Here is a 13,871-nt window from a genome sequence, read left to right on the forward strand (position 1 = left end):
TGTCAGTTCGCCTTCCGAGTGATGGTGTACCAATTGTCCTGGTCATACTCTCGCAGCAGTGCGATGTCCGCGTCCGTGAGTTCGCGAAGAGTGACCCCGCCGGCATCCAGTCGGTTGATGAGTTCGAGGAGGCCTTGCGGTGCATCGGCCGGCGCATCCTGAAGGAGCGCTGAAAGCGTGTCGCGGTCACTGCAGAATGTGAGGATGGTGGCGCTGTCGACCTTGGGTCGGTTTGCCTTGGTCTTCATCGATTCATAGAGCTCAGTCGCCTCCAGTCGCTCATCGGGGCCAAGGGCGACAAAGCGGGCGGGGGAGACCTCTTGGATCCGTGCGACGGCCCAGGTCTTCCAAAGTTGTCTGAGGGAGGCACTCAACTCGCTAGTGAACGCCTCCAAGGCGCGCCTGGCACCAACGAAAGCCTGGTCGCCTGGCAGGCCGCCGCGCGATTTCGATTCGAGTTTGGCCCGTGCCGTGTCGAAGCCGGACATGTCCAGAGCCTGGCCGGTGCGCTCGCGAAGCAGTACCGCGGTCCGTTGCTGCACAATCGCTGCCTGCAACGCTGTGCGCACCTCATCGATACGGCGGAGCACCCGCTCCTGGTCGTCTCGCTCCTTTTGACTTTCAGAGATGCTGCGGGCTGTGTTCTGCAGCTCCTGCGCCTTCTCCAGAACCGTCACGCTACTCATTCACCTGCCTCCGCTTGGGGTGTGGCGTCATCTACGGCCTGCTGCCACTCCACGAGCAGACCTGTCAACTGGTCCGCAGCATCGCTGACCGCGTTCTGGGTCTGCATCCGCGCTGCCGCGAGAGCGGTGTCGAGCAAGGCGTCGGCGGTCTTCAGGTAGGCGCGCATCTCCTGCAGATGTGGTGAGCGTAGTGTGGCCGCCACAGCCAGGAGGTTGTCGGTCGACTGATCCTCCCTGGCGCGGACTAGTTCCTTCTCCAGCACGGATACCGTGTTCCAGTCGGCTTCCGCGACGGCTACAGCCCGCATCTCCAGCTCAGGCCCTTGGGGTCCTGTGATGCCTTCGGCGTTGGCCATCTGCAGGGCCGTGGCAACCTGCTGGACGAGGCGGTCACCGGGACCGCTCGACTTGGGAAAGCGTTCTCGGATCTCGTGGACGAGGGTGGTCAACTCTTGCAGTTGACCGCGTACCGCAACGTCCCATCCGGCGCGAAGGGGGTGTGCGGCCTCCTTGGCCCACTTCGGCAGTTCAAGGCTCGACAAGTCCCACTTCTGTGCGGCCTCCTTCACGAGGGCAACGGCACGTGCCGCGTCAATGACGTGGACGGCACCCGTGGCACCCTGGCCGAGTCCCAGACAATTCAGCAGTGCCTCCACAAGACCGGCGCGATGCTGCAGGTGTGTCTCAAGCCGCTTCATCCATGTCTCGGTGCGCGACGAACTGTCCGGCCGAGCCCATGCCTTCCCCTTGTCAAAGGCGGCGGCATAGAGGGCATCGATCGGCATACCCGGGACAACCTGCCCGGCGAGGGCAGCCCCGAGCAGAGATACGCGCAGTCCGGCGACCAGGTCCCCGTCGGTGTGTTCAGCGTTGAGCGCGACCCGTTCACGCAGGGCCGCTCGATGTTTCTCTGCGGAGCTGGCGAGTCTGACGACGTCTTGCGGCCGCATCCCGTCGGCATCCTGGGCGTGAACCCTGACCAGACTCTTGAAGAACTCGCCGTTGCGGGGATTGCGCTCTAGGGTGATTGCTGCGCTCTTATTTAGCGCCTCAGCACTGGCGTCCTCGATTGAGACTGTGTTGGCTTTGACGGTCCAGCCGGCTCCTTCTGCGTCGCCGACTCCGATCGGCTTGATGGGAGGCGTCAGCCAGTCCTCCCTGTAGTGAACCGATCGGGAGAGCATGGTGCGGACGATGTTCGCCACCTCGGTGGTAAGGCGTGATCCGCTGGCCGCCCAGTCTTCCACCACATCGAGTTTGCGCTGGAGAGCGGGAGGAACCCGTGGTGTCTGCGGCGCATCGACGAGCGTGATCGCAGGCTGGGTGGCCTCTCTGGCGGGCAGGGTGCGGACGGGACCGGCACCTCGCCCTTCTACGTCCAACTCTGGAAGGGAGAATGCCTCGCCGATGCCCTGTAGCAGGTTCACCAGCTGGGCGGGGGCATCAGCCCAGAACTCCAGCGCCTTGCGCCGCCGCTTGGCGTTCACAGGGTCGCGTGCCTCGACGTCTTCGCTGACGCTGTTGGGCAGTGCCTTGTCGACGCCCTTGACGGCCTTGTAGTTCTCCTGGAAGAAGGTGCTCGGGAACTGGCCCTTCCTGATCGACCCGTAGGCGTCGTTCAGGATCGGGATGACTCCATTGCCGAGAACGGTGCGCGGGATGAACGCGTAGGGGTTCTCTCGCGGAGCCACGCTGTGAACGACACGCGTCAGCGCCGCACGGTTGAAGGGGTAGAGGCCGAACCCGTCGACGGATGCACCGAAAGAACCATGACAAAGGATCTTTACCGTGCAGTCGTCGCACCTGTTGGGGACCAATTCGCCGCCAGCGCGCTCCAGTGCATCACGCCCCACTCGTGCGGCATTGAGGTACTTCGCGACGAACCTGGCGATTTCCTCTATCCCCGTCTTGCTCTCTCCCAGAACGATGTCCAGGTTGTAGACGAATCCTCCGGTGGACGTACTGATCCTGGTGGCTGCGGTCTCTGGAAGGTCGTGGAAATATCCGCTCGTGATCGCCATGAGGGTGCGCATGGGCGCGAGAGCCGTCTTTCCGTCCCGCTGCGACGTCTCAGTGATCGCGTCGAGCAGATCTCCCTGGACACCTTGGATGAGGGCGAAATCCTCCACCAGGAGGATGATCTCCTTGCCCTGGCGAGCGTAGATTTCGCGCACCTTCTGCATCGCTCCCAGGAGACGACCGCCTCCAAGCGACGATAGTTCCTGGACGGCCTTGTCCCAGTGGTCGTTGAGCAGCTCCACAGCCAGCACTTGCAGTTCGGGCCTGGACATCACTATGCCGAAGATCTGCCGCGTAGGAGCCGCCATGTCGCCGGCGATGGCGTCAGGGCTCAAGGGGAGGTCGCCGAGAGAGAAGCGTGGAGGGCGTTCCTCACCGGACTCCCGGTCGCTGAGGAAATGCTCGGCGAACCGGGGAATGAAGTTGTCGGGCTCCAGCATCTGCTCCTGTAGAAGTGGATCCTGCAGGAGCAGGGAGATGCCTCGTGGCCCGACGAGTTGGCGCTTCTTCCCAGAGACCGCGTCCTTGCTGAGGTCGGCAAGTGTGACGCTCAACTGGGTGATGAGACGGCGCGCCAATGAGGCGGCGGTGAAGGCCCCGGTGACGTGCCGGATATCCTTGCGGATCTGTTCGATCTCTTCGTCCTCGACCCCGTCGAGGAGAGAGTCGATCACATGCCGCAGACTTGTCTTGGACTTCTCGAGATAGATGATCTTTCGGTCGTCGGAGTGCTTGATCTTCTCTTTTACCCAGCGCACCAGATGGGACTTGCCGGATCCTGATTCACCGACCACCGGCAGCAGCAGCGTCCCGGTGTTCGTGCGCCGGTTGAGGAAGTCGTCCCGGACATCCTCTTCTGTGACGCTCTCACCCGTGCTGCTGAACGATCGGCCATTAATCCGGCAACGCTGAATGCCCAACCGTGTGTGCGTGGAGAGGAAGACGGCAGGCGAGGAGACGACCGCCTCCGTCTGGATCGTGGAAGTTACGTTCTCCACGTCCCAGCAGACGAAGCGATGGAAGTCAGACATGGGCGGCCTCCTGTCGGGCGATGACGGAGCAAAGGCGCATGGACGACTGCTCTGGGTCCTGCACCTTGATCGGTTGTTTCGCGTCGGAGTCGCTGCTCAGGACGAGCCACTTCTCGTACTCACCTCGCATCAGGGCGAAGGAGAGTGCCGCGCCGGCAGTCCGGTCGTCCGCAAGCCCGTAGCCCAAACTGTTGGAGATGGCTCCGCCGGGAAGGACAGGAAGGTGTTCGCGCAGCAGGCGCAGGACATCCAGGGCATCCGCAGGAGCACCAGGTGGCAGGTGCTCTTCCAACACCTGTCGCACGGCGAGTGTGCAGTCCGGAATGTAGCGTTGGGCGAGGTGGGGTGCCGAGGCTCCCAAGCCGAGGGATGTCGCCCACGTCGTGAACGGTGACCATCGAGTGTCGTTTACAAAGACCAACTCCCCGTCAGGCGCGTCCCTTTGGTGCTGACTGTCCACCACGGTCCAATTGAAGGACTCCGAGAACGGGTCGCGGGTTAGACTCCATACAAGAGCCCGCCGCAGGTCATCGGCGGTCTCGGCCGGTTGGTGTCCGCGCAGGCCCAACACGGCGGAGCGCAGGCCGCGCTGGAAGGCGGCATAGTCGTCCCAAGTGAGGGCCGCAAGATCACCCGCCAAAACCCAGTCCTGACCGTCAACGCTTTCCTCAGCGAGACCCAGTGACCGCAATGTGGTGAGGGCGTAATGGACCGTGGTGAGCTTCTTTGATTCGCGGCTGTGCGGTTCAAGGAAGGCGCGCAGCGTGTCGTAAGCCACCGGCCCGGATTGCGAGGCGAGGAAGCGCACCACCACCCAGATCTCGCCGGGATACGGTACGGGCGTGTTGAGCAATGCCATTACCTGAACTCGCTCCTCGCGTGCTGGATATTCAACGACGGGTGGGTGGTCACAAAGGGAACCCCGGGCCTGGTCGGATCCTGTACCTGCCAAGGCAGCAGGAGATAGAGAGGGTCCCCGTCCTCAAGCCGGTAGCGGAGTTCTTCCGGGAGGAGCGACGTCGCCTCATCGGCAACCCAGACGACGGTGGCCCGGGTGTCACTGCCCATCAGGCTGCTGCCATGATCGACGACCACCGGATGACCTGGTGCCTGCTCCTGTATCTGCCGGGCCAGTTCCGCGTCGAGGCCAGGGCCGGCGAAGTGACAGACACCCGACCGTGCCAGTTTCACCAGCACAGGCAGCAAGTTCTCTTTGCGCTCCGCAGGGTCGTGCCAATAGATGCTGAGGTGCGAGGTCTGGGGGTGCAGGTGGGCCAGAGGACTGTCGCGCGGGGGCCACTCAACAGCGGCCGGATCCGGCGAGAGCGGCCTGCGATAGTGAGACGCCACTCCTTCACGCGGAAGTCCCTGACGCCGGCACGCAGGACAGCCACGGCAGGCTGCCATGGTGTAGTGACGCCCACCGTTGCTTCCTGTGATCGAGTAGTACTCGGCCAGAGTGTCGGCAATGCACCGCTCGTGACGCAAGACCGTCAGCATCGCGCGCAGAGAGTTGCGCTGGGCCTCCTTGACGCTCGATCGGATGCGCTCGTAGGCGACGCGGAAGTACTCTGGATTGTTGGTCTGCCCCTCCACCAATTCGATCTCGATCCGGTCTCGGGCAATTTCGTAGAATGCAGTGATCCGCGCCTGCCAGGCCGGGGCGTCTTCGCCGGGCTCCCGCATCGGGGGCGTGGGAGGGAAGACACGGATCAGCCCGATGCGATCCATCATATTGAGCAGGCGAATGTTCCAGTCCTTGTGCGTGGCGTACCCCACAGGCATCCGCGGTGGCCGCACGGTCAAGTCGAGCAAGTAGCGGTTTGCGTGCAGGTGGTGCCCCTTGGTGAACATCGCCCGCCATCGCCCCCATGCGGTGTCCGCCATGAGGATCTTCTGCTCGTTCAGGGACTGGGCTGTGGCCTGGTCGCCAGGTGTCGACGCCAGGTAGGCGAGTGAGGGACTGCCGTCACGGCCGCCTCGTCCGACCTCCTGGTAGTAGCGGTCCACGGTCTCGGGCACGCAGGCGTGCACAACACTGCGGACGTCGTCGAGGTCGACGCCCAACCCGAAGGCGGAGGTGCCGACGACGACGTCGTACTCGGTCGCGACAGCGCCATGGCTCGTGCGGCCCGACCAGCCCTCAAGCGCGCGGCGGCGCCCCGCATCGTTGATGTCTCCGTGCACGACGGCGACGCGCTGCATCCCTGCGGCGCGCAGCGCATGGGCCCACTCGGTGGCATGCTTTTTCTGGGTCGCATACAGCACCATCGGTTTCGGGAGACGTGCAACAGCCCGGAGCACTGCTTGGGAGCGCGCCTCGTCCGAGTCGAAGGCATCCAAGAAGTAGGCAGGTTCACTGCGTAGTTCGGAGGACCAGACCACGTGGGTACCTTCGCGGGAACCGAACAGGTCACGCAGCGTCGTCACCTGTTGCTCGGTGAGCGTGGCACTCATCGCGACCGTCCTGGGGGCATGCCCGTGGGGCGCGACCTCGCGCCAAGACCGGTGCGGGGCGGCGAGACTCTGAAACCCTGAACGGAACTCGTTGCCCCACTGCTCGACGAGGTGTGCCTCGTCCAGGATGACGAAGTTCAGGTGCCCGTCCTGGGCGGCGTCGCGCAGGGCTTTGCTCAGGCCAGCGACCACGGCCTCCGGCGAAGCGATCACCAGTGCCTGCCGCCCCGCTGAAATGTCCGATCGCATCTGCTCCTTGTCAGCCTCGCCCAACTCCCCGAAGTAGGCGTACCGCTTGTGCTGAGCGCCGGGATCACGCTTGCTCAGCAACTCACGGACACGCCGCTCCATGTCGATAGCCAAGACCACGGTGGGCACCACCATCACGGACACGCCGCTGCGTCGGTGGGCTAGCATCGCCCCGGCGAGTGCCACCGGTGTCTTACCGTGGCCGGTAGGCAGGCAGACCAGGAGGGTCTCACCCGGCGGCATCAGGGCTACCGCGCGAGCTGCCTGACGCTGCCCTTTGGAAAAGTAGTGCTCGTAGCCGAGGATGTCCGTCCAAAACGGATCGGCCGGCTCAGCTTGCAGAACTCGGGCCAGGCCGGAGTCCTCGCCCAGGACTGCTTCACGGACCTGCGCCAGACCTGCCTCGTGCGCAGGTTTGTCACCCTCGACCGGAGCCCACTCCTGGCCCCGCACCAGCGCGCGGCTCCCGTCTACCACCACGTCGCAACCGCCCGCTCGCCACTGATCGACGGTGGGCAGACCCTCTCGCAACGGCACCGAAAATCGGCCTGCCCGGCCCAGTGCCTGGTGATGCAACAGCAGTTGCCGAGTCAGCGAGACGATGTCCAGCCAGCCGGTGTTGCCGTTGTCTATCCCAGCCAGGGCATCTGCCAGACGGCGTAGAACGCCTTTGGCCAGTACGTCCGGCTTCACTTCGGGCCACTGATTGAGAAGGTGCTGAGCGCTCACCCATGTGTCGTCAGACATCAGTAGGCCGTTTCCAATCCGCGGCGGACCAGACAGGCAGCCGCCACGACGCGGACAACCGGCTGCGACAGCCCCTCGGCGAGCGAAGTCAGCACCTTCGCATCGGTGACCAGGCTTTCGGTATCGCGCAGCAGCCGGCCAGCGGCCTGCCGAGCCTGGGCCTGCGAGTGCAAAACTGCGGAAACCTCCAGCGTCTTCTGCTGGGCGTCCTGGCAAACTGCCGCGAGATCTGTGTGCTGGTGCAGGAACCTCAGCGCTGCCTGCTGTGCGTCACGGACGTACGTGGCTGCGTGCTCCTGGCCTCCGAACACCTCAAACAACTCCGAGACGCGCTGGCTGTTGTAGTTGCGGTCACCCTTGCTCTTGTCGTAGCGACGATTCAAAAAGGCCAACTGGCCGCCCAAGGTCACGGGCTGGTTCGTGCCCGACTCGATCCAGACGCGCCTGATGACAGGAGGGAAGATCCGATCCGCCTGGCGGCGCAGAGCCTTTGCCGCGTCCGTGCTGTCTTGGACGTACTCCAGTGCGGCAGAGGTGTCCGCCTCGATGAGAAAATCGAAACCGAAATACGGCTGCGGCCCGTGCCCCGGCGGCATACCCTGGTCGATCCGCCTGAAGGCGGCACTCTGCCCGAGATTGTCATTGAGGACGGCATCGGACAGCATGTCCACCAGGGGATTACCGACGCGGAACAGCCGTGCGTCCCGACTGCGCAGCGCACGCGACCGGTTGAACATCGCATGAGCGATCTCGTCGTCCGGGATACGATCCTTGATCCGCTCCCAGTGACGGGGAGCAAGAAGTGGACGGCTCGAACCGTTGTTGATCAGAAAGCGCCGAGCCGGGGATCCCTCGATGGAACGATCGAGGGAAGACAGCTTGATCCCTCCTCCAGCAGTGTCCGTGTAAGCCAGGAGCGCCCCTTCCATGTCGGACCAGTCACGCTCGACTTCAGTCAGCGCGGCCGGAACGCTGCGCAGACGCTGCGACGACACGTGGATGGATTCCAGAAGGTCCATCTTGCGGATCTCGTCGCGCTCCTTGCCGAGCCGGGCAAGCACGTCCTGCTGCTGTGCCACAAGCCCTTCCGGTCCGTCCTCAACCGCCCCGGTCCATACACTCTTGACTGACTGGGCTATGGCGTCCTGGAGGGTGGAGACGGAACCGTCGAAGACCTTGTAAGCATCCCCGAGTAGGGTGGCCCATGCCTCCGTAAAGGAGCCGTCGGGGCCGTTGTCCTCGGCCAGTCGGAACTGGGGCGCGGGACCAGTGGCTCCGGGCAAAGCCAAGCCCGGGTAGCGGTCGACACGGCCCAGACGCTGTTCCAGTTGGTTGGGCGACCAGGGAAGCCTCAGATGCACGACGCAGTCGGCTGCCTGCAGGTTCAGACCGTCTTCGGCCGTGTCGTCGGCCAGGAGCACCGACTGCCCGGGCATGTGGTAGGCCCACCGAGAGATCTCGGTTGCCGCCATGGCCGCGCCCAGCGTACGCGTGTGCTGGGCAGTCACTACCTTCGGAAAGTCACGGCGCAACCTGCCTGCGAGCGCGTCAGCCAGCCGACCGGGTCCACAGAAGATGACGGTGCGCTTTGCCTTACGCATCACGGGAAGAAGCGCCCGGATGACGTGCTTCAGGTTCTCCTCGCTCGGCTCGCCCCCCGCGGGCCAGTCTTCCTCGGCCTCGGCCAGCACAGCCTTCTCACAAGCAGCCACCGGCACGCTGGCGAGCATTTCCCTCTCCCGCGGTGAGAGCCCGGCACGTTCGCCAGCGCCGGTGTCACCAATCACCCGCCACCGGAGCGCATCGATGGCGTCGTAGGGAAGCGCGAGTGCCCGTGAGGTGAGAATCGCCAAGGGCATGGCGAATTGCGAGAGATGATCGCTCATCCCCTCGTTCTCCAGATGCTCACGCACCGTGCTCCACCAGCGCATCACGAATGCGCCCCCGGCCTCTACGACCGTTGAGTGCGAGTGGATGAGTCCGGGGCGCTGACGGCCGCGCACCTCATAGGGGAGTGCCTCGGCGTCCGGGCCGCTGCCCTCTTGCAGCACCGCTTCACGCCGATTGCGAATCACTCGGCGGTGGATCCGGTACGTCTCACTGATGTGAGCGCGCAACTCAATGACTTGACGGGCAAACTCATCCTGCGCATCGGGGTTGATCAGCTCGTCCTCCTCGTCAAGCATGCCGAGGACCTTGTCCGCGAGCTGAGCCAGACGGACATCACTGGAGGGAACCTGCGCTCGGATCTCCTCGATGGAGTCCCGGATGATATACGTATACTCCGGGTCCAGAGAGTAGACCGAGTTGGCCAGTTCCTCGCGCATGCGGTAGCGGTCCTCGAAGTCCTGGCGCCGCTCCCACGAGTAGAGATCTTTGTCGAGCAGGTGAAGCAGACCGAGGTTCGTCAGGTATCCGGACGTCACGGGAGTGGCAGACAGCAGCAGCAGCCGCTTGGCCGAGTGCGCGAGTTCGCACAACTCCTTGTAAGGCGTCTCATCCGGACCTGCCTGCACCAGTGCGTGGGCCTCGTCCACAACGACGAGGTCAGCCTGCCTGCATCCAGCCCACTTATCGGGGGTCTCATGGCTGGTCACGACGATCGTCGCATCAGGGAAGTCCCCAATGTGGAACTTGTCCTTGAGTTCGGACAGCCATTGTCGCCGAAGAGCGGCCGGCGAGACCACCACCACGCATGCCTCGGGATTGTCGATGAGGATCTGGCGCACGACGTACCCTGCCTCGATCGTCTTCCCGAGGCCGACCTCATCGGCCAAGAGGTACCGCTGGACCGGGTCAGAGAGGACCGTGAGCGCGGCGTTCACCTGGTGCGGAAAAATCTCCACCGTCGACGACAGAAACGTGCTCATGCCAGCGCAGGCGCCACGCTGCCGGACGAGGTTTTTGAGAATCGGGAGCCTTGCGTCCCGGTATGGCGTCGTACTGCCGCCGCGGACTGTCAGATCCGCTGCAGGGTCCAACACAGGGCGATCCCACCGCACGTAGAGATGCTCCTCACGAGCAGGTAGATCGTAGTCCACATTAGGGAACCGCACAATGTAGGAACGCTGGACGGGTTCCGCCTGTATCACTCGACCTGCGTTCCATAGGCCATCCGGACTCCTCCACCAGATGCGCTCCTCGCGCTCCAGAAGGACCGAGTGAACCAGGTGATCCGCCACCCACTGCGACTGTGCGATCGTCGCGGCCGGCGACTCGAAGTAGTCAACGCGGACGCGCCCCGCATCCACCTGTCCGACCTTGCCGATCCCCGGGCCCTCTGGTATCCGGACAAATGCGCCGAGTTGTCTTGCGCTACTCACGCGGCCCTGCCTCACGATTTTACCCCCACCAGATGTGCAGGTCGCCCCTCCCCAGGGCGCAGCGCCCCCCGGCGCTACAGCAGCACATCTTTCACTATCACAATTTCTCTAACTATTGAACACTTGAGGATGCGCCGTCTATGAAGAGTGGATGCAGTGACACCTCGCAAATGTAACGCGCAACGGATGATAGGGGAGGCGAGCCGTCTCGTCACTGTGGCGAGGTGCCATGGGCTGTCTCCGGTCCTACTGGAGGCTGTCACGACCTGACCTCGGCCCACGCCCACCGAATCATCAGGAACTGCGATCGCCGAGAGGAGCGCCGCCCCTCTCCGATCGCGCCTACATCGGTACCGGCGCGTGCGTGACCACACTGTCTAGACGCCCTACGAGAGACGAACTGACGTTCGCCCAGCAGTCCGTCAACCAGAGGCAGAGGGAGCGTGGGCCCTGGCCGAGTGGAGTCGCCCGACTGAAGTCTTGGTGGATCTTCCACAGAACATGGCGCAAACGAATCGAATGACGTCAATCGCAGCACTGACCCTCTCCCTGAAGCAGCAACGCTGGAAGACCTCCTGTATTCCCGCTGAGGCGGCACCCTGAATCGTTCCGGAGTCGGTGGAGGCTTGACGCTTCGGTTCCAGTTGATGGTTGACAGTGGTTATGTTCGACTTTTCTCCGCGCGTGACTACGACGTGCAGCAGGAGGCTGGGATCGAGTGGCAGGGTCTGGTTTGTCGCCTCGGTGATCTCTCAGGCACGGAGGACTGATGGGGCCAGCGTCCTTGCGCGGTCGTGGAGGTCGCGGGCGGTGCGGTTGCGGAGGTGGGGGCGGATCAGGGCGACCATGGTGCGGATGCGGTCGTCCACCCGTCCGCTCTGGACGTGCGGGTAGTCGTCCAGGGCCGAGTGCCAGGTCGCGGAGGCCTCTTCGAGGTGACCGAGCCGCATCTGCCTCTCGGCGGCGATCGCCAGGTTCCGCACCCGGCTTCTGCGCTGCGTGGGCTGCCGGAGCCTGTTGGACTCCGCCTTGGCTCTGACCGCCCCGCCGATGTCTCCGATCTCGTACCGCACCTGGCTCGTGTGATCCGCGAGCGCGGCGGGGTCGTACCGGCCTGAGACCCCGGCTCGTGATTCGGCTTTCTCCATCGCCGTCTCCGCGTCGCGCAGGTGGGCCAGTGCGGTGCGGCGGTCGCCGGTCTGGGCGGCGGCGTGGGCCTGCTGGCCGGCGAGGAAGGCGCGCATGCGTGGTCCGGCCTGGGGGGAGGCCGCGGCTGCCGCGTCGGCCAGGCGCAGGGCCTCCGGCCCGTGGCCGAGGTCGACGGCCTGGACGCTCATGCCGCGCAGCGTGGTGCAGTAGGTCAGGTGGTCCTCGGCCGCGCCGGCCAGCTCCAGGGCCTTGAGGTAGTACTGCTGCGCCAGCCCTTGCAGGCCCTCGTCCACGGCCATGTAGCCGGTCAGATAGCACAGGTCGGAGGCGGCCGAGAACATGTCCTTGCGCACGGGCTCGGGGGCGTCGGCGCGCAGGTACGCCGAGACGGTGTTGACGATGAACGAGGCGGCCATGGGCCGGGCGTGACGGCCGCCGAACTGGTCGTCCAGTTCGCTGATGCGCTCGGTCATGGCGACCACCATGTCCACCTCCGGCCGCCCGATGCGCACAGTGCGGCCGGCCCGCACCGCCTCCATCCGGCCCACCACGTCCTGCCAGCCGGGGACGGTCAGCGCCACGGAGAAGAGGCCGACGCCCAGCACGCTCCTGCGGGATGGGTCCATGTCCGTCCTCCCGAGGGTCATCAGTCCTTCCACGGTATCCGCGCCGGTGCCCGCCTCCTCGGCCTCCAGACCGATCTCGGCCAGCGTGACCGGCCTGCGCAGTCGGCGTGACAGGGCCTCACGGATGAAGGGCCGTACGGCCTTGCGCGGCCTGGTGCCACTCAGCCAGTGGGACACAGCCGACTCGTCGTACCGCAGCGGCACCCCGGCCTCCGCCCCGACGCGGTTGACCGCCAAGGCGAGTTGGGACTGCGACCACTGGCTCTCGGTCAGGACACGCCGCAGGCCCTCGTTCGGCTTCCTGGCTCCCATGTCCACTCCCCCGCATCCACGCGATCTTTCATGGGTTTCACGCGCTGCCGCTCCACCCACGGTACCGCCCAGAGTAATCACACGGTTACGTATCCGTGAGCACGGAAGTGGTCGGTACCGAAGTCCAGCGTGCGGAGGGAATCCGTCGCGCAGTCCGCCGTGACGCGGGTCCGGCCACGGCTGCCGACGGCACCCAGATCCAACTCGGCTGCTTGCAAAGCCAGTTCGGAATCAGCATCCAAGCGGCACAAGGCACCGGCCGGCAGACAGCATCCCCCCGACAAGAGAGGGAACACCGGTGACAGTGATCGTCAAGACTCCGCCGGCCCGGAAAGCCACCACCCGGCTTCTGTGGCTGGACCTGACGCGGAAGTGCCAGCTCGCCTGCGGGCACTGCTACAACTCCTCCGGCCCGAGCGGATCGCACGGCACCATGACCCGTGAGGACTGGGTCGGCGTTCTGGACCAGGCCGCGGCCTACGGGGTGCGCAGGGTGCAGTTCATCGGTGGTGAGCCGACCATGCACCCCGACTTCACGGCCCTGGTGGACCACGCGCTGAACGTCGGTCTGGAGGTGGAGGTCTACAGCAACCTCGTGCACGTCTCCCAGGAGTGCTGGGAGATCTTCCGGCGCAAGGGCCTGGCGCTGGCCACCTCCTACTACTGAGGTTGAACTGGTGGTGTCGTGAGGGCTGACGGTTCTTGATCCCTGCGGTATGCCGGTGGGATGAGGTATCCGCAAGGCGGCGGTCTGACCGCCGAACGGCAGCAGTTCCGCGAGGATTTACGGTTCCAGGCGGCCGAGGAGTTCGCCCGGGGCGAGACGAACGCGGCGATCGCCCGTGAGCTGCGGGTCAGTGCGCGGTCGGTGCAGCGGTGGCGCCGGGCCTGGGCCGAGGGTGGCCCGCGGGCGCTGCGCTCGCAGGGGCCGGCCTCGCTGCCGCGACTGAGCCAGGAGCAGTTCGCCATCTTGGAGAGGGAGCTGGCCAAGGGGCCGGCCGCGCACGGCTGGGAGGACCAGCGCTGGACCCTGGCCAGGGTCAAGACGGTGATCGGGCGGCGCTTCCACCTCACCTACACGATCCAGGGCGTGCGCAAGTTGCTGGTGCGCAATGGCTGGTCCTGCCAGGTGCCGGCCCGGCGCGCGATGGAGCGCGACGACGACGCCGTCACCGGATGGGTGAAGGAGACGTGGCCCTGCGCGGAAGAGCAGCGGCGGCCCATGGAGCCTGGCTCGTCTTCGAGGACGAAGCCGGTTTCTCCATGACGCCG

7 protein-coding genes and 1 pseudogene are annotated in these 13,871 nt (G+C 65.0%); 2 read left to right on the forward strand and 6 right to left on the reverse strand.

All coding sequences use genetic code 11. From position 1 onward, the window contains the following. Positions 1 to 2: 2 nt before the first annotated feature. The 6 genes from BM237_RS24320 to BM237_RS24345 form a co-directional block, all read right to left on the reverse strand. A complete protein-coding gene (locus BM237_RS24320) occupies positions 3 to 677 on the reverse strand; it encodes a hypothetical protein (RefSeq protein WP_139238164.1) in 675 nt (224 codons plus the stop codon). Positions 678 to 682: 5 nt separating this feature from the next. After that, complete coding sequence (gene dpdH, locus BM237_RS24325) at positions 683 to 3,736, reverse strand: protein DpdH (protein WP_093851862.1); 3,054 nt, start codon at positions 3,734 to 3,736, stop codon at positions 683 to 685. Continuing rightward, positions 3,729 to 4,595, reverse strand: coding sequence for a protein DpdG (gene dpdG, locus BM237_RS24330; RefSeq protein WP_093851863.1), 867 nt, complete (start codon positions 4,593 to 4,595; stop codon positions 3,729 to 3,731). The genes dpdH and dpdG overlap by 8 nt, the downstream gene beginning before the upstream one ends. Next, positions 4,595 to 7,189 (reverse strand): protein DpdF, encoded by a 2,595-nt coding sequence (dpdF, locus tag BM237_RS24335; protein WP_093851864.1) that lies wholly within the window; start codon positions 7,187 to 7,189, stop codon positions 4,595 to 4,597. Before dpdF ends, dpdG begins: the two co-directional genes overlap by 1 nt. Further along, positions 7,189 to 10,527, reverse strand: coding sequence for a protein DpdE (gene dpdE / locus BM237_RS24340; protein WP_342746254.1), 3,339 nt, complete (start codon positions 10,525 to 10,527; stop codon positions 7,189 to 7,191). The genes dpdF and dpdE overlap by 1 nt, the downstream gene beginning before the upstream one ends. Positions 10,528 to 11,264: 737 nt before the next feature. Continuing rightward, positions 11,265 to 12,599 (reverse strand): NsdA family TPR-like regulatory protein, encoded by a 1,335-nt coding sequence (locus BM237_RS24345; protein WP_093851866.1) that lies wholly within the window; start codon positions 12,597 to 12,599, stop codon positions 11,265 to 11,267. A 298-nt stretch (positions 12,600 to 12,897) separates the two neighbouring features. Between BM237_RS24345 and BM237_RS24350 the strand changes: the two genes are divergently transcribed. Continuing rightward, entirely contained in the window at positions 12,898 to 13,266 is a 369-nt protein-coding gene (locus BM237_RS24350; RefSeq protein ID WP_093851867.1) for a radical SAM protein, read from the forward strand. Positions 13,267 to 13,326: 60 nt separating this feature from the next. Beyond that, positions 13,327 to 13,871: pseudogene (locus tag BM237_RS24355) on the forward strand (winged helix-turn-helix domain-containing protein); the annotation flags it as partial.

The sequence above is a fragment of the Streptomyces mangrovi genome, from assembly GCF_900114215.1.
GTDB classification, from domain to species: domain Bacteria; phylum Actinomycetota; class Actinomycetes; order Streptomycetales; family Streptomycetaceae; genus Streptomyces; species Streptomyces barkulensis.

Bases quoted from the DNA above. Each gene is read 5' to 3' on its own strand.
- dpdG (WP_093851863.1), bottom strand. From the start codon at position 4,595: ATGGCATTGCTCAACACGCCCGTACCGTATCCCGGCGAGATCTGGGTG.
- dpdF (WP_093851864.1), bottom strand. From the start codon at position 7,189: ATGTCTGACGACACATGGGTGAGCGCTCAGCACCTTCTCAATCAGTGG.
- BM237_RS24345 (WP_093851866.1), bottom strand. From the start codon at position 12,599: ATGGGAGCCAGGAAGCCGAACGAGGGCCTGCGGCGTGTCCTGACCGAG.
- dpdH (WP_093851862.1), bottom strand. From the start codon at position 3,736: ATGTCTGACTTCCATCGCTTCGTCTGCTGGGACGTGGAGAACGTAACT.